This is a genomic window from Streptomyces sp. AC550_RSS872 (assembly GCF_019049285.1).
GTDB lineage: Bacteria > Actinomycetota > Actinomycetes > Streptomycetales > Streptomycetaceae > Streptomyces.
This window is the reverse complement of sequence record NZ_JAGMUL010000071.1, coordinates 1-20,364: the sequence shown is the minus strand read 5'-3', so window position 1 is coordinate 20,364 and position 20,364 is coordinate 1. Positions and strand designations below refer to the sequence as shown.

Annotated in this window: 18 protein-coding genes; 8 read left to right on the top strand and 10 right to left on the bottom strand. The window is 69.1% G+C overall.

What is annotated here, in order from left to right; genetic code table 11:
- Positions 1 to 128 precede the first annotated feature (128 nt).
- The 4 genes from KUM44_RS27085 (at position 129) to KUM44_RS27070 (ending at position 2,296) form a co-directional block, all read left to right on the top strand.
- A complete protein-coding gene (locus KUM44_RS27085) occupies positions 129 to 308 on the top strand; it encodes a hypothetical protein (protein WP_217211947.1) in 180 nt (59 codons plus the stop codon).
- Positions 309 to 483: 175 nt separating this feature from the next.
- On the top strand, positions 484 to 1,068 hold the full coding sequence (locus KUM44_RS27080; RefSeq protein WP_217211954.1) for a BlaI/MecI/CopY family transcriptional regulator: 585 nt from the start codon (positions 484 to 486) through the stop codon (positions 1,066 to 1,068).
- A 9-nt stretch (positions 1,069 to 1,077) separates the two neighbouring features.
- Complete coding sequence (locus KUM44_RS27075; RefSeq protein ID WP_217211945.1) at positions 1,078 to 1,641, top strand: amino-acid N-acetyltransferase; 564 nt, start codon at positions 1,078 to 1,080, stop codon at positions 1,639 to 1,641.
- Between the two features lie 319 nt (positions 1,642 to 1,960).
- The gene (locus KUM44_RS27070; protein WP_062725607.1) at positions 1,961 to 2,296 is read left to right on the top strand and encodes an Lsr2 family protein; all 336 of its coding nucleotides are present in this window, start codon (positions 1,961 to 1,963) and stop codon (positions 2,294 to 2,296) included.
- A gap of 1 nt (position 2,297) precedes the next feature.
- On the opposite strand, the gene KUM44_RS27065 is transcribed toward KUM44_RS27070, so the two are convergent.
- Complete coding sequence (locus KUM44_RS27065; RefSeq protein WP_217211943.1) at positions 2,298 to 3,026, bottom strand: SCO3374 family protein; 729 nt, start codon at positions 3,024 to 3,026, stop codon at positions 2,298 to 2,300.
- Positions 3,027 to 3,456: 430 nt separating this feature from the next.
- Here KUM44_RS27065 and KUM44_RS27060 point away from each other — a divergent pair, with 430 nt between their 5' ends.
- Positions 3,457 to 5,985, top strand: coding sequence for an ATP-dependent Clp protease ATP-binding subunit (locus KUM44_RS27060; RefSeq protein WP_217211941.1), 2,529 nt, complete (start codon positions 3,457 to 3,459; stop codon positions 5,983 to 5,985).
- A 60-nt stretch (positions 5,986 to 6,045) separates the two neighbouring features.
- Here KUM44_RS27060 and KUM44_RS27055 read toward each other — a convergent pair whose 3' ends face one another.
- The 3 genes from KUM44_RS27055 to KUM44_RS27045 form a co-directional block, all read right to left on the bottom strand.
- Complete coding sequence (locus KUM44_RS27055) at positions 6,046 to 9,366, bottom strand: serine protease (RefSeq protein ID WP_217211939.1); 3,321 nt, start codon at positions 9,364 to 9,366, stop codon at positions 6,046 to 6,048.
- On the bottom strand, positions 9,366 to 9,716 hold the full coding sequence (locus KUM44_RS27050) for a trypco2 family protein (RefSeq protein WP_217211937.1): 351 nt from the start codon (positions 9,714 to 9,716) through the stop codon (positions 9,366 to 9,368). Before KUM44_RS27050 ends, KUM44_RS27055 begins: the two co-directional genes overlap by 1 nt.
- Before the next feature lie 105 nt (positions 9,717 to 9,821).
- Positions 9,822 to 10,472: an HAD family acid phosphatase gene (locus KUM44_RS27045; protein ID WP_217211935.1), complete on the bottom strand. Its 651-nt coding sequence runs from the start codon at positions 10,470 to 10,472 to the stop codon at positions 9,822 to 9,824.
- Between the two features lie 514 nt (positions 10,473 to 10,986).
- Here KUM44_RS27045 and KUM44_RS27040 point away from each other — a divergent pair.
- Positions 10,987 to 11,592, top strand: a complete 606-nt coding sequence (locus tag KUM44_RS27040; protein ID WP_217211952.1) for a M23 family metallopeptidase — start codon at positions 10,987 to 10,989, stop codon at positions 11,590 to 11,592.
- Between the two features lie 21 nt (positions 11,593 to 11,613).
- Here the strand turns inward: KUM44_RS27040 and KUM44_RS27035 are convergent, their stop codons facing one another.
- Entirely contained in the window at positions 11,614 to 12,201 is a 588-nt protein-coding gene (locus KUM44_RS27035; protein ID WP_217211933.1) for a TetR/AcrR family transcriptional regulator, read from the bottom strand.
- 140 nt (positions 12,202 to 12,341) lie between these two features.
- On the opposite strand from KUM44_RS27035, the gene KUM44_RS27030 reads away from it, so the two are divergent.
- Positions 12,342 to 13,928 carry an MDR family MFS transporter gene (locus KUM44_RS27030; RefSeq protein WP_217211930.1) on the top strand — a complete coding sequence of 529 codons (1,587 nt, stop codon included), beginning with the start codon at positions 12,342 to 12,344 and terminating at the stop codon, positions 13,926 to 13,928.
- Between the two features lie 189 nt (positions 13,929 to 14,117).
- On the opposite strand, the gene cseC is transcribed toward KUM44_RS27030, so the two are convergent.
- The 5 genes from cseC to KUM44_RS27005 form a co-directional block, all read right to left on the bottom strand.
- Positions 14,118 to 15,647, bottom strand: coding sequence for a two-component system sensor histidine kinase CseC (cseC, locus tag KUM44_RS27025; protein WP_254390172.1), 1,530 nt, complete (start codon positions 15,645 to 15,647; stop codon positions 14,118 to 14,120).
- 10 nt (positions 15,648 to 15,657) lie between these two features.
- Entirely contained in the window at positions 15,658 to 16,365 is a 708-nt protein-coding gene (gene cseB, locus KUM44_RS27020) for a two-component system response regulator CseB (protein WP_217211928.1), read from the bottom strand.
- A gap of 62 nt (positions 16,366 to 16,427) precedes the next feature.
- Entirely contained in the window at positions 16,428 to 17,102 is a 675-nt protein-coding gene (locus KUM44_RS27015; protein ID WP_254390173.1) for a hypothetical protein, read from the bottom strand.
- Positions 17,103 to 17,182: 80 nt separating this feature from the next.
- Positions 17,183 to 17,722: a SigE family RNA polymerase sigma factor gene (locus KUM44_RS27010; RefSeq protein WP_217211926.1), complete on the bottom strand. Its 540-nt coding sequence runs from the start codon at positions 17,720 to 17,722 to the stop codon at positions 17,183 to 17,185.
- A 303-nt stretch (positions 17,723 to 18,025) separates the two neighbouring features.
- Positions 18,026 to 18,967, bottom strand: coding sequence for an A/G-specific adenine glycosylase (locus KUM44_RS27005; protein ID WP_217211924.1), 942 nt, complete (start codon positions 18,965 to 18,967; stop codon positions 18,026 to 18,028).
- 259 nt (positions 18,968 to 19,226) lie between these two features.
- Here KUM44_RS27005 and KUM44_RS27000 point away from each other — a divergent pair.
- The coding region (locus KUM44_RS27000) for a sensor histidine kinase (RefSeq protein ID WP_254390171.1) at positions 19,227 to 20,364 on the top strand (1,138 nt) is incomplete at its 3' end.

The window sequence follows — 20,364 nt, the reverse complement described above, 5'->3', positions numbered from 1 at the left end:
ATCCCCACCCCCGGCGAGGTCTTCCCCCGCCGCAAACCGACCCCGCCCTCCGAAACCCCGCCCCAGCAGCTCGCCGCAGGCTGAGCCCCGGACGGCCCCGCGCCCCACCCCCTGGCTACCCTGGACGCATGGACTACGTCTCCGCACTCCTCCCCCCGGTCGTCATGGCCGTGTTCTTCATCGGTCTGATCAGGGTGATCGTGAAGACCCAGGGCGGAGCCAACAAGGCCAAGGAGGACGCGGCCGTGGACGCCGCCCTCGCGCGCGTGGAGGGCTCCCGCCAGGCCTCCCCGAACCCGGAGGCCTAGGCGACCCGGCAGCCCGAACCGGGCGTACGACTCCAAGCCGCAACGCTTTCCGAGTCGTACGCCCTTTTTGTTCCTGTTTTCCGGGGAAAGTGTCCGTCCGGCACGCCAACACCCGGATCTCCCACTATTGTGCTGAGTTGTGCCTCGCCCATTGGGAGAACTCGAAGACGCGGTCATGACGCGGGTGTGGAAGTGGAACCGCCCGGTGACCGTTCGAGAAGTCCTGGAAGATCTACAGCAGGAACGGTCCATCGCGTACACCACGGTGATGACCGTTTTGGACAATCTCCATCAGAAGGGCTGGGTACGCCGCGAAGCGGAGGGCCGGGCCTATCGATATGAGGCGGTCTCCACGCGAGCCGCCTACGCGGCGGCCCTGATGAACGACGCCTGGTCCCAGAGTGACAACCCCGCCGCCGCACTCGTCGCCTTCTTCGGCATGATGAGCGACGAACAGCGCCGCGCCCTGCGGGCCGCCGTACGCATCGTCCAGGGCCCGGAAACACCCGAACCCGAACCCGTGGAACCGCCCGATACACGGGGCGTTACGCGTACCGATACGGGCGGTACCGATACGAGCAGCGCGGATACCCGCAGGCCAGATACCGGCAGCGCGGATACGGGCAGGCCGGATACGCGCGGCGCCGATACCGACACCGATACGGCCGCCCCGGATACCCGCGCCGATACCGCCCCGGATACCCGCCGCGATACCGCCCAGGAGAACCCCGCCTCGGCGCAGGAGCCCGACGGGCGATAGCGTCCGCTCATGTCAGCAGAGAGCCACTCGGCCGAGAGCCCCGCGGCGGAGAGTCCAGAAGTCACCGCTAAAGCCATCACCGTCCGGCGGGCCCGTACCGGCGATGTCCCCGCGGTGCGTCGTCTCCTTGACGAGTACGTCCGGCGTCGCATCCTGCTCGACAAAGCCACGGTGACGCTTTACGAGGACATCCAGGAGTTCTGGGTCGCGGAACGGGACGACAACGGCGAGGTCGTCGGCTGCGGCGCGCTGCACGTGATGTGGGAAGACCTCGCGGAAGTCCGCACTCTCGCGGTGAAGCCCGGGCTGAAGGGCGCCGGCGTCGGTCATCAGTTGCTGGAGAAGTTGCTGCACACCGCGCGCTGGCTCGGCGTTCGACGGGTTTTCTGTCTGACCTTCGAAGTGGACTTCTTCGGCAAGCACGGCTTCGTCGAGATCGGCGAGACACCGGTGGACACCGATGTCTACGCGGAGCTGCTGCGTTCCTATGACGAGGGCGTGGCGGAGTTCCTCGGTCTCGAACGAGTGAAACCGAACACCTTGGGCAACAGCCGCATGCTTCTGCATCTGTGATCGCCGAGGTTCCACGGCGTTCCGCAAGCTTCACCGCCCCTTCGTCAAGCTTCGCCAAGCTTCGTCAAGGGTTCCGGAAGCTTCGTCAAGCTTCCGGAAGACGTATTCCGCCCGGACCGCCCGTGCCCAGGTGCCCTATGTCCGAAACGCGCATGTTTCCGGACCGCACTCGGCCTGTGGGTCTCTCCCGGGGGTTTGTGTTTTTCCAGGAAAAGCGGTTTGCTTTCCGACGTACTGCAGTACTGCATATAACAGGGGACGGCGAAACGGCGGACGCCGCAGACCCCCGGCCCTCAAGTTATCGATGAAAGGAAATCCGGTGGCACAGAAGGTTCAGGTCCTTCTTGTCGACGACCTCGACGGCGGCGAGGCGGACGAGACCGTGACGTTCGCGCTGGACGGCAAGACGTACGAGATCGATCTCACGACTGCCAATGCGGACAAGCTCCGCGGCCTTCTCGACCCTTACGTGAAGGGCGGCCGTCGTACCGGAGGTCGTGCTTCGGGTGGGCGCGGAAAGGCGCGCGCCGCTTCCGGTGGCAGCCAGGACACCGCGCAGATCCGCGCGTGGGCCAAGGAGAACGGTTACGAGGTCAACGACCGTGGCCGCGTCCCGGCGACCATTCGCGAGGCGTACGAGAAGGCCAACGCCTGATCTACGGACAGGCCGACGACTGGGCGCATGCGCGTCGCAGCCACATTCGGTGGCACCGCGTTGCCACCGTGTCCAGAACCCTCACGAGGTCGGGGGCGCCCCCACCGCCCCCACCGCCCCCCAGGGCCGACAGCGTCGGCAGCGAGGCCTCGACCTCGCCCCCGGGCTCGGGGGGTCGCAGCCACATGGCGGCCCCCTGTACTGAAGCGGACCGGTCCTGGGGGAGCGACCGGACCCCCCGGGGCCCCGGCAGACCGGCACGCCATTGCGGTTCCGCCCCCCTGGGCGCCGGATCGACAGGGCGCACTACGGCCGACAGCGGCCGCTGCCCGGGTGGCAGGGGTGCTTCCATGAGGCCGCCCTCACCGAGTGCCGTCAGGTCCAGGGGCAGTGCGCCCCACTCCAGCCAGTCCAGCACCCCCGGCACCTCCTGCGCGCTGCCCGCGGCCAGGAGCAGCCGCATCCGGTCGCCCTGGACGGCCACCGGCGATTGCGCCGTCAGATGGCGCAGTGCCGCGCGGCCCGCCTCGGCCGGTACGTCCAGGACGTCGAAGCACGGACCCACGCGAAGCAGCGGCGGGGATCCGGGTGTCCCGGGTGCTCCGGGCACCACCGGCCAGCCCAGTTCGTTCTCGTACCACCGGCGGACCTGAGCGCTCGGATCGAGCGGCCGACGGGGGAGGGGGATCGTGGCGGAGTCCGTGAGAGTCGCGGGGCGCATGCCAGCCATGCCAAGCGAAACCACCGAAAAGGCGTACGGGTTACGCTTAGTGTTCAAGTGAATGCGCTGAGTGTCGAAAGCGGGGGCGTGCGGGGGTGTGGGGTGGCGCAAGGTTGTTCGCCCGTAGCGGAGGGAACCGGGGGGCGCGGCATGGAGTGTCAGTCCCAGCGGGTAAGACATCCCTAGTGGGAGGGGGCGACACGCAGGACAGTGGGTCTCACGTTCGCCATCGGCGTACTGATGGTGAGGGTAACCACCTGGCCTGCGGGAACATCGTCTCGCACCATCGGGTTGGAGCAGATGTCGGCGTCACGGGTCAGGAGGCCATCAACGGTGTCGGCAGTTGGAATGAGCGGTCCCCGCTTGCGGGACTAAGCTGCGGAAGGACAGGGAGGGGAAGTTCCCCCCACTGCCTGACCGCTCTGAGGAGCGATTAACGATGTTCGAGAGGTTCACCGACCGCGCGCGGCGGGTTGTCGTCCTGGCTCAGGAAGAAGCCCGGATGCTCAACCACAACTACATCGGCACCGAGCACATCCTCCTGGGCCTGATCCACGAGGGTGAGGGTGTCGCCGCCAAGGCCCTTGAGAGCCTCGGGATTTCGCTCGAGGCGGTCCGCCAGCAGGTGGAGGAGATCATCGGGCAGGGGCAGCAGGCCCCGTCCGGGCACATCCCCTTCACCCCCCGTGCCAAGAAGGTCCTGGAGCTGTCGCTCCGCGAGGCCCTTCAGCTGGGCCACAACTACATCGGCACGGAGCACATCCTGCTCGGCCTGATCCGTGAGGGCGAGGGCGTCGCCGCCCAGGTCCTGGTCAAGCTGGGCGCAGATCTCAACCGGGTGCGGCAGCAGGTCATCCAGCTGCTCTCCGGTTACCAGGGCAAGGAGACCGCCACCGCCGGCGGGCCTGCCGAGGGCACCCCCTCGACGTCCCTGGTCCTCGACCAGTTCGGCCGGAACCTCACCCAGGCCGCTCGTGAGTCCAAGCTCGACCCGGTCATCGGGCGCGAGAAGGAGATCGAGCGGGTCATGCAGGTGCTGTCCCGCCGTACCAAGAACAACCCGGTCCTGATCGGTGAGCCCGGCGTCGGCAAGACCGCCGTCGTGGAGGGTCTCGCCCAGGCCATCGTCAAGGGCGAGGTGCCCGAGACCCTCAAGGACAAGCACCTCTACACCCTGGACCTCGGCGCGCTGGTCGCCGGCTCCCGCTACCGCGGTGACTTCGAGGAGCGCCTGAAGAAGGTGCTCAAGGAGATCCGCACCCGCGGCGACATCATCCTGTTCATCGACGAGCTCCACACGCTGGTCGGTGCGGGTGCCGCCGAGGGCGCCATCGACGCCGCTTCGATCCTGAAGCCGATGCTGGCCCGCGGTGAGCTCCAGACCATCGGTGCGACCACGCTGGACGAGTACCGCAAGCACCTGGAGAAGGACGCGGCCCTCGAGCGCCGCTTCCAGCCCATCCAGGTCGCCGAGCCGTCCCTGCCGCACACGATCGAGATCCTCAAGGGTCTGCGCGACCGGTACGAGGCCCACCACCGCGTCTCCATCACCGACGAGGCGCTGGTCCAGGCCGCCACCCTGGCCGACCGGTACATCTCGGACCGCTTCCTGCCGGACAAGGCGATCGACCTGATCGACGAGGCCGGTTCCCGGATGCGCATCCGCCGGATGACCGCGCCGCCGGACCTGCGCGAGTTCGACGAGAAGATCGCGGGCGTGCGCCGCGACAAGGAGTCCGCGATCGACTCGCAGGACTTCGAGAAGGCCGCCTCCCTCCGCGACAAGGAGAAGCAGCTCCTGGCCGCCAAGGCCAAGCGGGAGAAGGAGTGGAAGGCCGGCGACATGGACGTCGTCGCCGAGGTCGACGGCGAGCTGATCGCCGAGGTCCTCGCGACCGCCACCGGCATCCCGGTCTTCAAGCTCACGGAGGAGGAGTCGTCCCGCCTGCTCCGCATGGAGGACGAACTCCACAAGCGGGTCATCGGCCAGAACGACGCCGTCAAGGCGCTGTCGAAGGCGATCCGCCGTACGCGTGCCGGTCTGAAGGACCCGAAGCGTCCGGGTGGTTCGTTCATCTTCGCCGGCCCGTCCGGTGTCGGTAAGACCGAGCTGTCCAAGGCGCTCGCCGAGTTCCTCTTCGGTGACGAGGACGCGCTGATCTCCCTCGACATGTCGGAGTTCAGCGAGAAGCACACGGTCTCGCGTCTCTTTGGTTCGCCCCCCGGCTACGTGGGCTACGAAGAGGGTGGCCAGCTGACCGAGAAGGTCCGCCGCAAGCCGTTCTCCGTCGTCCTCTTCGACGAGGTGGAGAAGGCCCACCCGGACATCTTCAACTCGCTGTTGCAGATCCTGGAGGACGGTCGCCTGACCGACTCCCAGGGCCGGGTCGTGGACTTCAAGAACACGGTCATCATCATGACGACCAACCTCGGCACCCGGGACATCTCCAAGGGCTTCAACCTGGGCTTCGCGGCCTCGGGTGACACGAAGACCAACTACGAGCGCATGAAGAACAAGGTGTCGGACGAGCTCAAGCAGCACTTCCGCCCCGAGTTCCTCAACCGCGTCGACGACGTGGTGGTCTTCCCGCAGCTGACCCAGGACGACATCCTGCGGATCGTCGACCTGATGATCGGCAAGGTGGACGAGCGCCTGAAGGACCGGGACATGGGCATCGAGCTCTCCCAGTCCGCCAAGGAACTGCTGTCCAAGAAGGGTTACGACCCCGTGCTGGGCGCCCGGCCGCTGCGCCGCACCATCCAGCGCGAGATCGAGGACTCCCTGTCGGAGAAGATCCTCTTCGGCGAGCTGCGCCCCGGTCACATCGTGGTCGTGGACACCGAGGGCGAGGGTGAGACCAAGACCTTCACCTTCCGCGGCGAGGAGAAGTCGGCGCTGCCGGACGTCCCGCCGATCGAGCAGGCGGCCGGTCCTTCGGGCGGCCCGAACCTGAGCAAGGACGCGTAAGCGTCAACAGCTGAAGGGGCCGGTGCTTTCGAGCACCGGCCCCTTTCGCTATGTCCAACGCTAGGAGAGCTCCTCCGGCTGCACCTTTCGGCCGTTGACGACGATCGACAGCCCGGCATGGTGGCGCAGCGGGGTCAGATCGAGGGTGGTGTCCTCCGTGTACTCCAGGGCGAGGAAGGTGAGGTTGGGGAACACCCGCGCGAGATCCCTCGTGGATCCGCCCCGGCTCACCTCCCGCAGCGTCAGGCTGCGGATCGTCGGCAGGGGTTCGAGCTCGCGGGGGCGGCGTCGTAGCCGTCCGTCCTTGTCGACGGCCGGCGGCACGATCTGGCGGGGCAGGTGGAGTGAGGTGATGGAGAACTCCAGACTGCTCAGCGACGGGGCCCGCGAGGCCGCGAGCAGGAGGGAATGCGCGTGGCAGTCGCCGTGGACGGCCAGTTCGCGCAGTGCCGGCCACTGGGACAGGTCGTTGATCATCATCTTCGTCGGACTACTCACCTGGAGCCGCTCGACGGTCGGGTGCCCTGAGGGCAGCGGGATGCTGCTGTCGAACAGCGTCCCGTCCAGGGACAGGTCGGTCAGCCGGTCGAGTCGCTGGAGAGAGCCCAGTTCGGACTTCTCGATCTCGTTGAGCTCCAGGCGCAGTGAGGTGAGAGGCAGTCCTTCCAACGCTGAGAAACTCCGGACCCTGGGGCAGAGAGTAAGGGCCAAGGCGGTCAGCCCGGACAGCTTGCGAGCGAAGGAAAGGTCGCCGAGCAGGGAGTTGCCGATCAGAGTCAGGGCATGAATGCCTTGCTCAGGCAGCAGCTTTGCCAGATCCGTGCCGCTGATGGGCATGTCGATCATCACGTGGCCGAGCGGCACGCAGTACCGCAGCGCCGCAGCCTCCGCCCGGTTGACCACGATGACCTGGGCGTCGTGCAGCGGCACATGTGAGAGGACCTCACGCGCGTACTCCTCGGCTGGATGACGAGGCCAGGCGGTGAGGAGAACTCCGCGGACCTCGCGGGACGGGTGCCCGGCGAAGCGCCGTAGCAGCGGCAGGGATGCAAGGCCGCCTACGTCCCGGATCACCTGGACGACCGCCCTCGCCTCCCGGTCGGTGAGCCCCTCCGGACCCGGGACCAGGGAAAGGACGTAGGAGCCCAGAGACGTCAGCTTGGCGGCAGCGGTGTCGTCGGGCGGTGGTATCAGCGCCCGGATGCGGTCCGCGATCTGCTCCCGTATCTCCTCCTCCAGTACCACCGCGCTGAGAGCGCACCGCGCGGCGAGCACGTGGATGTCGCCACGGGTGCGGAGATCCGCGCACTCGTCACCCTTGGCGATCATCGCCTCGATCAGCCTGCGCACCTCGCCCCGGTGGCAGTGGCCCACGGCCAGCAGGATGATGTCCTGCCACTCCTCGTCGGTCGCGTGGCTCAGCAGTTCCCCCAGACCGTCGCTCTCCTGGAGCTCCTTCGCCGCCAGATAGTCCTGGAAGGTGCGGTGGATGAACTGGATGGCCGTGTCGTTGCGTTCTTGCAGCAGACCACTGCGGTTGAGGAGATGGGTCAGTACGGCCTCGGCGGAGCCCTGACGGTGCACCTGGGGCATGCCCCGCATGGCCAGCTCTATCTGATGCCGTGCCTGTTCGTGGTTGAACTCCGCGTAGCCGCTGCGGGCCAGCCAGGCCGCGATCCGCTGGAGTAACTGCTGGTGCTCCTCGACCCCCAGGGTGATGCCCTCGGGCGCCGCGACCCGGCGCAGGATGTCCCGGCTGCCCAGCAGCATGGTCAGCGCCGCGTTGTACAGCGACCAGCGAGTCTCGGGCAGAAAGCCGCGGCGGCGGCGGTGCAGCGCACAGACCACGGCGGCCAGCAGCGGAGTACGGGACAGGTTCAGCAGGGTCGGATTGTGGCCCAGTTCCCGTTCCAGGGCCAGTTCCAGGGCATGGAGGTTCTCGTCCTCGGCGGCGGCCCGATGCGGGTCGCGGAAGCCCGCGCACTCCAGGCGGGCGGCGGCATGCCAGGCCTTCGAGAAGGCCAGGACGTCCTCGTCCCGCATGGGCAGCAGCCGTAACTCCTCGAAGTTCTCGGCGGCGAGCCAGTCGGCGGCCACTGCCAGGGGCCGTACGGTGACCAGGCAGCGGTTGTGCGGATACATCGCCAGGAGGTCGGCGAGGCGGTGGCGGGCCTCCTCCCGGTCCGCGGGCGGCACCTCGTCCATGCCGTCGACCAGGAGCAGAGCCCGCCCGGCCTCCAGGACGCGTCGGGCCCAGCCCTCGGGGATCTCGTCGATCTGCAACTCGGCGACCGCGGCCAACTCGTGTGGCTTGGGGAAGGCCATCGTCCGGGCGAGCAGGCTGCGCATGGGGATGACGAAGGGAACCAGGCCGTTCAGCTCGGCGAGTTCGTGGTCGAGGGCACCACAGGCGGCGTGGGAGGCGAGCCACCACACCAGCGTGGTCTTGCCCGCGCCGGCCTCCCCGCGCAGTACCGCCCGCGGCCGGTCGGCGAGCAGGTCGTTGATCCGGCGGGGTGCTGAGACGGTCTTGGACACCGGTGCGTCGTCCCTCGCCTCCGAGACGGAGAGGGCCTCCAGACTCAGATACGCGGTGTCGAGGTCCCAGTTGGTCTCGGTCGTGCCCAGTTCGTCGATCCCGAAGATCTCGATCTTGCGGTACCGGGTCTTCAGAGCCCGTGCGTAGTGCCGCTCGAACCTTTCGTCCTCAAGGTGATGACCGGATACGACGTTCTCGAGCACCGGGGGCACATGGCCCGGCTCGGCACCCATCACATGCTGGGGGAAGCCATGCGCCTCCAGAATGCGTTGTACCGGGACCGCTTCGATGCGGCGATGGTCCCGGCCCTCCGGCACCTGGGTGACCACACCGATCAGCACGGAGCCGGCGAACACCGGGGCACCGGACAGTCCCGCGAACGGTGATTCGCCCGGCCTCGGGGCGGCGACCGGGGCCCGGTCGAACTCGCAGACCAGCATCGATCTGAGCCGTCCCGCCATCGGCAGGACCGTGCCGGTGAGCTGGTCGTACTCCAACTGGCCGTCCGGACCGTAGCGTTGGACGGCGGGGAACCCGACGACCTGGCAGCCGGGGAGCGGATCGGGCGACCCGACGACGCCCCACCGTAGCCTGGCCAGTGCCCACCGCTCCGGATCCACCAGCTCCTCGCCGGTGAGAAGGAGAGCCACGTCGCTCTCCTCGTCCTGCCACACCGCCCGGCTGGGCAGGGGCTGTTCGCTCTCGGGGTGGACCGTGCGGATCCACTCCTTGTCGCGCAGCACGTGGGCGCTGGTCAGTACCAGCCGGGGCGACAGCATGATTCCGCTGCCCTGCGATCCGGCCAGCACGACCACGGATCGCTCGACCGCCGAGCGCAGCATCACCGCGACGCGGGGGTGCCCCGGCCGAAGGCCCGGATGCTTCCCTCGGTCTCGTTGCCGACCTTCAGGGGAGCGCCGGTGCGGGCGTCCTGGGCGCGCAAAGTGAAGGAGATCTTGTGGGTACGGCTGTCGGCCCTCGCGCCGTCCGCGCCCGCGTCGACCACCCAGGCTTTTACTCTCGCGCCCACCTTGACCTCCTTACGGATCTCCACCGTGAACTCCATCTGGATGTCGCCGAGCTCGAAGACGACGTCCTGTCCCGCGGAGCGCCGGGTGGCGGTCAGCAGTTCGTCGCGGATGGTCTGTACGGCGTCCGCGAGTTCGATGCGTGACTCGTCCGCAGCGCTCATGGATCCTCTTCCTGCCGGAATGCGTGATGGGGCCGGTACCCGAAGGTACCGGCCCCACGACGTGCGCGTACACGCTCTGACCCAAGCGGATCCAGCGCTCGTGGATCAGGACAACTGGCCGTCGTAGTCCGGGAGTTTGTACGTCTTCTCGGCGTGGCCGCCCGACAGGTCGGTGGCGCTGTTGCCGATGTTCGCGATGATCGTGTAGCCCTTGTTCTCGATGGCGACGCGCTGGGCCGTCTTGTACTCGGCGACGTTCTTGAACAGGTCGAGGAAGTTGCGCACGTACAGGCCGGAGACCTGGTAGCCGGCGTGCTTGAGGTTGTAGTCGGTCACCGAGTAGATGATCCCGGGGCGGGCGGTGACGAAGAACAGGGCGACGCCGTGCTCCTGGGCGTACTTGGCGGCCTCCAGGACCGGGCCGTTGGCCGGCTGCGGGTAGCTGAAGCCGAAGTCCGTCTCCAGGGTGGTGTTGTCGATGTCGAAGACGATCGCCTGCTTCTCACCCGGCCTGGTGTTGGCGATCCGCTGCTTCAGATAGGGCAGCGCCTGGTCCATGACCGCCCGGCAGTCCTTCTGCCAGGTGTCGTAGTCGACATCCGCCGAGGACGCCTTGGCGGCTGTGGTGGTGGCGGTGGAGGTGCTCGTCGCGGTGGCCGTCGTCGCGGCCTCGGCGGGAACCGCGAGGGCCACGAGGGCGGCCGCGGAGACGGTGCCGACCGTTATCCGGCGCGTCCAGGGGCGGCGAAGCGTCATGTGGGGGTCCTCTCACGTCACGTGCGCTGTGTTGTTGTCGCGTGCATGTTCGTGGGTGGGGATGGCGTGAGGGGAAAGATAGGGTTACTGAGCGGTAAGTCGCTAGAGGCGTGCGTCACATGGCGCCAGGGGACCGCTTCTCGTTGCGCGGCTTCAGTGGCGGAGCGGCGGCGTAGCCCCCGTCACATTCCGGGGTCTTGTGATTGCGCTCAGCGGTGACATGCCGCACAGGCGATTTGTCCGTTACTAGTGGGAATAGTGGAAACGGGGACGGGGAGAAAAGGGACTTTTCACTCCGAAGTCATCCGCAGGTTTCGGTATCCATGCTGGTTCGTCCGGAATGGCCGCTCTGTCAATATGCAGTGATTTTTACGGGGGAGTACTAGCTTCCGTCGTAGATGGAGGGTTTTGGTCAGCGGCGGGGTCGGGGTTACCAAGGGATGGCCATCCGGCGAATGCACGAATGCCTGTGCGTCGGGTGGTTCTCTCTGTCGTCTTCCCCATGAGGTTTCGCATGTCCCCGCGCTTCTCCTTCCGTTCGTCCCGTACGTCCACCTTCCGCACCCGTGCCGCTGTGCTGGCCGCCGGCCTGGGGGCCTCGGTCGTGCTGGGCGCCGGAGGCGCGGTCGCCGCCGAGATGACCTCCGCCCCCGGTGCCGCCACCGCGGTGCAGGCGCAGAGCGCCGCCGCGAAGAAGGCCGCGTCCTGGGTCAGCCCGGTGAAGAAGTACACGAAGTCCGCCAGCTTCGCGCAGGCCGGCGGTATGTGGCAGTCCACCCACAGCGGTCAGGACTTCGCCGTCCCGAGCGGTACCGACGTCATGGCCGCGCACGGCGGCACGGTCGCCAAGGCCGGCGGCAACGGCGCCGGTGACGGCCCCGCGTACGGCAACGCCATCGTCATCAAGCACGGCAACGGCACGTACTCCCAGTACGCCCACCTGTCGCGCATCGACGTGAAGGTCGGCCAGGTCGTCAAGACCGGTCAGCACATAGCCCGGTCCGGCAACACCGGAAACTCCAGCGGTCCGCACCTGCACTTCGAGATCCGTAAGACCGCCAACTACGGCTCCGCCGTCGACCCGGTGGCGTTCCTGCGGGCCAACGGTCTGAAGATCTGAGTCTCTGAGTCCCTGAGTCGTTCAGGCGCCCTTGTGCGCCTGGGTGATCAGGTCGGTGGCGACCTCCAGGATGGCCTTGCGCTTCTCCTCGGGGTCGCCTTCGACGTCCTTCATCACGAACATCCCGGCGTGCATCGTGAACAGGGCGCTGATGCAGCGCACCTGGTCGACCAGGTCGGCGTCCGGGTCGATGACGATGTCGCGCATGCCGAGCATGCGGTTCTTGAACATCTCACCGATGCTCAGTTCGCGGACCGTCGCCTGGTTCTCCTGCATGAAGCGGAACAGCGGTTCCGCGTCGATCAGGGCCTGGCTGTAGCGCCGTACGATCTCCTGCTTCGTCTCGAGGGAGTGCGGCTGGCGCTTACCCCACTCGATCAGGTCCTCGATCGGCTTCGTCAGGTCCTCGAAGAGGCTGACGATGATCTCTTCCTTGGTCTTGAAGTGGTAGTACAGGGCCGCCTTCGTGACCTCCAGGCGCTCGGCGATCTCGCGCAGGGAGGTCTTCTCGTAGCCCTGCTCGGCGAAGAGTTCGAGGGCTACGTCCTGGATGCGCTGGCGGGTGTTCCCGCGGCGCCGCTGCTTGGTGCCGTCCATGGTGCCGCCCATCCTCGTGCCTCTTGGCTTTCCATAAAACTTACTTGACGCCCGGCTAGTTACGCATCTACCTTCCGTGAGTGTAGACAACTAGCCGGGCGGCAAGTAAGTGCCAGACAAGTGGCCGGGGAGCGGCCGGGGGAGTGGGAGCGATGGCGGAGACACAGACAGCCGGGCCGGGGGCGGATGCGTCCGGCGGCGTGAAACAGCCGAAGAACGTACGGGTCGTCCTGCTCGCGCTGATGATCACGATGATGCTCGCCATGCTCGACAACATGATCGTCGGTACCGCGATGCCGACGATCGTGGGCGAGCTGGGCGGCCTGGAGCATCTGTCCTGGGTCGTGACGGCCTACACCCTGGCGACCGCGGCCTCCACTCCACTGTGGGGCAAGCTCGGTGACATGTACGGCCGCAAGGGCGTCTTCATGGCGTCCATCGTGCTGTTCCTGATCGGGTCCGTGCTCAGCGGCATGGCCCAGGACATGGGGCAGCTGATCGCGTTCCGGGCCGTGCAGGGGCTCGGCGCCGGAGGTCTCATGGTCGGCGTCATGGCGATCATCGGTGATCTGATTCCGCCACGGGAGCGCGGCAAGTACCAGGGCATGATGGCCGGCGTGATGGCGCTCGCGATGATCGCCGGGCCGCTGGTCGGTGGCACCATCACCGATCACTGGGGCTGGCGCTGGGCGTTCTACATCAACCTGCCGCTCGGCGTCGTGTCGCTCGCCGCGATCAGTGTCGTGCTGCATCTGCCGAAGAAGCGGGCGCAGGCGCGGATCGACTATCTGGGTGCGGCCCTGCTGACGGTGGGCATCACCGCGATCGTGCTGGTCACCACGTGGGGCGGTACGGAGTACGCGTGGACGTCCGCGCGGATCATGGAGCTCATCGGGATCGGGGTCGCGGCGCTCGTCGGGTTCGTGTTCTGGCAGACCAAGGCGGCGGAGCCGGTGGTTCCGTTGCACATCTTCCGCAGCCGGAACTTCACGCTGATGTCCGTGATCGGGTTCATCACCGGGTTCGTGATGTTCGGGGCGACGCTGTTCCTGCCGCTGTACCAGCAGTCGGTGCAGGGGGCTTCCGCCACGAACTCCGGGCTGCTGTTGCTGCCGATGCTCGGGGCGATGCTCGTCACCTCGATGGTCGCGGGACGGGTGACCACGAACACCGGCCGGTACAAGGTGTTCCCGTTGGTCGGCAGTGTGCTGATGGTCCTCGGGCTGTATCTGCTGTCGCTGATGGACACCGACACGAGCCGGCTCACGTCCGGGGTGTACATGGCGGTGGTCGGGTTCGGTATGGGTTGTCTGATGCAGATCACCATGCTGGTCGCGCAGAACAGCGTCGAGATGAAGGACATGGGGGTCGCGTCCTCGTCCAGCACGCTCTTCCGTACGCTCGGGTCCTCTTTCGGCGTCGCGATCATGGGGGCCTTGTTCAACAGCCGGGTGCAGGACGTCATGGCCGAGCGTGGCGGGGCACTGGGGGCGAAGGTGACCGAGCAGTCGGCGCAGCTGGACGCGGCGAGCTTGGCGCAGTTGCCGGTGGCTGCGCGGGAGGCGTATCAGCATGCGGTGTCCGCGGGCACGCATTCGGCGTTTCTGCTGGGGGCTGCGGTGGCTGTGGTGGCGTTGGTCGCGGCTGTGTTCGTGAAGGAGGTGCCGCTGAAGGGGGCGGGGCCCAAGGGGGACGATGCTGGGGACGCGGCGAAGGTCCCGATGGTGGAAGCCGTCTGAGCGGGCGGTGAGGGCGGGGTCGTCGGGTGGTGTTCTGCCCGGGGCCCCGCCTTTTGTTTCGCCCCCGCCGCCCCTGCCCGTCCCGTCCGCTGAAGGAGCTCCGCCCCTTCGACCCCGCTGGGGCTGCCGCCCCGGACCCCGCTGTCGGCCCTTCGGCCTCGTCCTCAAACGCCGGACGGGCTGAAGATGCTAGGGCAGCATCGGGTAGCTGCCCGTGGCCGTCGGCGCGTGCTCCGGGAGCCAGAGGACGGCCACCGCGCCCTCGGCCGGGACGTGGTCCGCGGCGCCCGCCGGGCGTACGTTGCGGAAGGTGAGGCGGGCCCCGAGGACCCGGGCCTGACCTGCCGCGATCGTCAGGCCGAGGCCGTGTCCGTGGCCCGAGCGGTCGGTGCTGCCCGTGCGGAAGCGGCTCGGGCCCTCGGCGAGCAGGGCCTCGGGGAAACCGGGACCGTGGTCGCGGACCCGGATGACCCGGCCCTCGACCGTGACCTCGATCGGCGGCCTGCCGTGCCGCGCGGCGTTCGCCAGCAGGTTGAACAGCACCCGCTCCAGCCGCCGCGGGTCGGTGGTGACCGCCGACTCATGGACGACCCGCACCTCGACGGCGGGATCCTTCGCCGCGACCCGTCGGCTGACGAAATCGCCCAGCATGATGTCCTGCAACTCGGCCCGCTCCGAGGCGCTGTCCAGACGGGCCACCTCCAGGACGTCCTCGACGAGGGTGCGCATGGCCTTGGCCCGGTCAAGGACCAGTTCCGTGGGCCGGCCGGGCGGAAGGAGTTCCGCCGCCGTCAGCAGCCCCGTCACCGGCGTACGCAGTTCGTGCGCGATGTCCGCCGTCACCCGCCGCTCCGCCTCCAGCCGCTGCTGGAGCGCGTCCGCCATGGCGTCCACCGCGCTCGCGAGATCGTCGGTCTCGTCCCGTACGACACCCCCGATGGCGTCCCGCACCCGGACGTCCGGCTCCCCGCTCGCCATCTGGTGCGCCGCGACCGCCGCCTTGCGCAGCCGGCGCGACAGCTGCCCGCCGACGAGCACACCCAGCGCGCTGCCGCCGAGGACCACCGCGATGGAGCCGATGATCAGGGCCTGATCCAGGTCCTTGAGGATGTCCTCGCTGCGGTCGGTGAACCCGGTGTGCAGCGACATCACCCGCCCGTTGCTGAGCGGCACGGCCGCCCAGATGTCGGGGTTGCCGTTCGGCGAGTCCGTCACATAGGTGGCCCGCCGGCCCTCCTCGACCTTCACCCGCAGCGCCTCCGGCAGCTCCGGGTCGTCGATCGTGGCGTTCGGGAAGTTCAGCCGCTTGGACTGCTCGAAGTTGCGCTGGGCGATCTGGATCCGCTCGTCGGCGAGGTCGCGCGCGTTGTCCAGCATCGAGACCCGGGCCGCGTTGTGCACGACCAGGCTCAGCACGACCGCCACCAGCGCGCCGACCAGTGCGATGGCCGCGCTCAGCTTCCACCGCAGGCCGGTGCGGATCGCCACCCGGCTGCCCCAGTGCCCGCGTGTGCGCAGGCCGCTGCGACCACTCGTGCCGAGGCCGCCCGTGCCCCTACGGCCACCCATGTCACCGCCCGTACCCGCCGCCGTACGGATCCCTGCCACTCGGCCCGCGACAGCGGCGCCGGCCGTGGCATCGCTCACGTCGGCCGGGTCCGTCAGGCCCGCGGCACGGGCCATCCCGGACGGAGCCGCGCGTCTGAACATCCCCCGCATGCCGCCCCGCTCAGGCCTTCAACTTGTAGCCGAAGCCACGGACCGTCTCGATCCGGTCCTGGCCGATCTTCTGCCGCAGTCGCTGCACATGGACGTCGACGACCCGGGTGTCCCCGCCCCAGCCGTAGTCCCACACGCGTTCCAGCAGCTTGTCCCGCGACAGCACCGTGCCCGGCGCCGAGGAGAACTCCAGCAGCAGCCGCATCTCGGTCGGTGTGAGACCGACCGGCTGCCCGCCCCGGCGCACCTCCATGCCCTCGGTGTCGACCTCCAGGTCCCCGAAGGCCAGCACCCCGCCGGTGGCGGCCGCCTCGGCCTCGTCCACGCCGCGGTCGCCGCCGCTGGCGTGTCCGAACCGGCGCAGCACCGCACGGATCCGCGCGACCAGCACGGCACCGTCGAACGGCTTGGTCACATAGTCGTCCGCGCCCGCCTCCAGGCCCAGCACCACGTCGATCGAGTCCGCGCGCGCCGACAGCATGATCACCGGCACGGTCGACTCGTCGCGGATACGGCGGCACAGACTGACGCCGTCCATGCCGGGGACCATGACGTCGAGCAGCGCGATGTCCGGCCGGTTCGTCCGGAACGCCTCCAGGCCCGACACCCCGTCGGGCATGGCGGTGACCGCGAAGCCGTCCCGCTCCAGGGCGAGCTGGGTGGCCTCGCGGATGACGTCGTCGTCCTCGACGAACAGGACGTGGGTCTGGTCTGCCATCCCGGTGCTCTCAGTCCTCGTGTTCTGCTGGGGGTGTGTCGGACATGTCCATGGGGGAGCGGTCAGCCGTCGGGGGCCGCCGACTCCTCGTCGCCGCCGAGCGTGCCGTAGTCGGTGTGCGTGTCGTAGCGCTGGACGAAGCGATCGGTGACCCACCGGTACGACAGCACGTCCTCGCTGGACGGGTTCGACAGCGCGTCATCCTTGGCATACACCTGCTTCGTCACGACCAGATAGCCGCGGTCGATCTCCGCGTAGACGGGAGGCTCCTCGGTCTTGAACACATTGTGGTACGCGCCGTCCTGCTCCCGGTACACATACGAGGCGACACTGACCGCGTCGCCGCAGGACAGGACGTTGACCACGATGTCGTCCACCCGCCCGCCGGTCAGATCGCCGTACGACACGTCGACGGGATAGTCGTCCGACACGCACGGCTTCAGCGCGCGCTTGACGTCCGTCGAGACCGCGGGGTCCGCCTTGACCAGGTGGACGGCCTCCGTCCGGTCCGGGACCTTCGAGGCCGGAGCCGAGGCGGTGGGCGTCGGAGCGAACGACGGCGAGGCGTCCGGGCCGCTCACCGCGTCGGCGTGGGCCGGCCCCTCGTCACGGGCGCCGGTGCCGCCGGTGGCGCAGGCCGAGGTGAAAAGGGCGAGGGCGACGACCACGGCCACCGCCGTGAACGCCGCCTGCAAGCTCCCCCGGACCTGCGCGGGCCCCAGTGGGTGGGAGCCCAGGTGCGCGGACTCGGAGTCCCCGTCCGTGTCCGTGCCCCTGTCACCCCTGTCCGTGTGCCCGGTGCCGCCCGTCGTCGTGCCTAGGCCGCGCAACGCTCCCGCTCCTCACGCTCCAGCGCGCGTGCGTCCAGATCGCGGCTCTCCAGCTCCTCGCGGAGCCGGGCGAGCGCCCGGTGCAGCGTGCTCTTGACCGTTCCGGCCGACATGCCGAGGGCGGCGGCCGTCTCCTCCGTGGACATCTGCTCCCAGTGTCGCAGCACCACGACGCTGCGCTGCTTCGGTGCCAGAACCTTCATGATGTCCATCAGCAGGGCACGGTCCGCGTGCTGCTCGGTGGAGTCGTCGACGCAGGCGTCCGGGAGCTGCTCGGTCGGCACCTCCTCCAGCTTCCGCGCCCGCCACCACTCGGTCCGCGTGTTGATCATCACGCGGCGCAGGTAGGCGTCGGCGAGCCGCTTGTCCGCTATGCCGTCCCAGCGGTGGTACGTCCGTACCAGCGCGGTCTGGAGCAGGTCCTGGGCATCCACCGGGTCCGGGACCAGCCGGCGGGCGCTGCGCAGCAGCGCGTCCTGCCGGGTGCGGACGTACTCCTCGAACTCGAGCACCTCTCCCTGCGCCATGTTGACCGCCTCCCGATTCCCCGTTCCCGGCCGGCTCGTTCGCCGTCGGTGTCACTGCCTGTGATTCGTAGCCGTCCCCGTCTGTGGGGTACGGCAATGAAGCTACGGAGGCGTTGTCACGGGGCTGTCCGAAGCAGCCTGCGGCCAGCGCTCGGCTGTCCGTCGGTTGTGTAACGGAAGAAGGAAAGGGGTAAAACGACAAGAGAGTTGAGGGGTGTTTGGTGCGGTTTGTCCGATTTGTTCCGTGAATCGGGTGTGCCTCTGATGTTTCAGAGGCCCTACGAACTGTGATGTGCCTGAGCGTCAGCCCTGTGGCAGCCGGTACATTCCGCCCGGCAGCGGCTCCACCAGACCGTCCGCGACGAGGCCGTCCAGGGCACGGGCCCGCTGCACCGGCTCGTGCCACACCCGGTCCAGGGCTGCCTGCGGCACGGGCACATGGGCCTCGCGCAGGACGGCGAGCAGCTTGCCGCGCACTTGACGGTCCGTACCGGCGTACGTCTGACCGCGCCGCGGCGGGCCCTCGTGCTCCGGCTTGCCCGCGAGCCGCCAGGCGCACTGCGCGGTGATCGGGCAGCGGTGGCAGGACTCGTTCTTCGCGGTGCACACCAGCGCGCCGAGTTCCATGGAGGCCGCGGCCCACCGGGCGGCGGTGCGCTCCTCCTCGGGAAGCAGGGCGCGGGCGAGCTTGCGTTCGGCGGCGGTCGTGGCGTTCGGCGGGTACTGCACGCCGGTGACGGCACGGGCCAGGACCCGGCGGACGTTGGTGTCCAGGACGGGATGGCGCTGACCGTAGGCGAAGGAGGCGACCGCCGCGGCCGTGTACTCGCCGATGCCGGGCAGCGCGAGCAGTTGGGCGTGATCGGTCGGTACGTCACCGCCGTGCCGTTCCGCTATGGCGACGGCGGCGCCGTGCAGCCGCAGCGCACGGCGCGGGTAGCCGAGCCGGCCCCAGGCCCGGACGGCTTCGCCGGGGGCCTCCTTGGCCAGGTCGGCGGGGCGGGGCCAGCGCGCGAGCCACTGCTCGTAGACGGGCAGGACCCGGCTCACCGGTGTCTGCTGGAGCATGAACTCACTGACCATCACGCCCCAGGGGCCGGCCTCGGGGCGCCGCCAGGGGAGGTCGCGGGCGTTCTCGTCGAACCAGTCGATCACGGGGCTGTGCAGGTTCTCCCCGAGGGCGGAGCCGGAGAGGGTGTTGATGTCGGCGGGCGTGTCGGGTGAGGGCTTTGTGGGCGCAGTCATGGCCTTTCCGATCCTGCCATGCCGGTGGCGGCGGGGTCGGTAGGTGGCGGGTGGCGGTGCGTTATGCGGCTGCGGCTGCGGGTGTGTGGTGGGTTGCGGTTCCTGGCGGCCCGCGGCCCCCAGACCCCCGCTTCCGCCCTGAAGGGGCCTTCTCCTCAAACGCCGGACGGGCTGAATTGCCTGGACCGGCGTGAAGGGCGCACCGCACCTGACGATCGGCAGCAGCGGCGCCCCGTCCCCCGCTTGTAGCGTCTGGCGGATGGAACGTCCTCGCATATGGCGGGCCTGTCTGCTCTGGGCCGCCCTCGTGCTCCCCGCGCTCACGGCCGACCGCCTCGGGATGAACGAGCCGCGTGCCGGATGGCAGCAGGCGACCGGGCTCGCCGTGCTCGCCGCCGCGGTCGCCGTGGCCCGACGGCACCCGCCCGCGGCGTTCGCTCTGGCGGCCGTACTGAGTCTGGCCGCCGCCCCCGCCCTGTTCACCGTGTCCTACGGCCCCGCGCTCGGCGTCTTCGCGCTGCTGCTCGGTCTGCGCGCGGACGGCGTGCGAGCGGTGGCCGTCCTCTTCGGGGCCGTCGGCTGTCTCGGTACGGTGCGGATCACGCTCCTCGGGGTCGACCCGGCGCCGGAATGGGCGGTCCTGATGGGCACGTTGCTGTTCGGGTGCGTCTTCCCCTGGCTCGCCGGACGCTACTGGCGGCAGAGCCGTCGGCTGACCGAGGCCGGCTGGAGCCGGGCCGCGCGGCTGGAGGGCGAGCAGCGCATCGCCGAGGAACGGGCCCGGCTGCGCGAGCGGGCCAGGATCGCCCAGGACATGCACGACTCCCTGGGCCACGAGCTGAGCCTCATCGCGCTGCGGGCGGGCGCCCTCCAGGTCGCCCCGGACCTCCCGGACCACCACCGCGGCGCCGCCGCCGACCTGCGCGCGGCCGCCTCCGACGCCACCGACCGGCTGCACCGCATCATCGGCGTCCTGCGGGAGGAGGACGAGCCGGTGTCCCTGAGCCCGCCGGGGGAGACCGTCGAGCAACTCGTCGCCCGCGCCGCCGAGTCGGGGCTGCCCGTGCGGTGGGACGAGGCGGTCCGCGCCACGCCGGAGCCGGGCGGCGTCGCCGAACGGGTGCTGTACCGGGTGGTCCGCGAGGCGCTCACCAACGCGGCCCGGCACGCGCCGGGCGCTTCGGTCACCGTGGCGGCGGGCCGGGAGACCGACGGCACGACGGTCACGGTGACCAGCGGGGGGAGCACGGTGCCCGGCGGCGCGACCGCCCCGGAAGGTTCGGCCATGGCACCGGAATCCGCGTCGCCCCCCACCCCGACGCACCAGCCGCCCCCACCCGCGTCCCCGGCCCCGAGAACCCCCTCCCCGCCCTCCGGCGGCACCGGCCTCCGGGCCC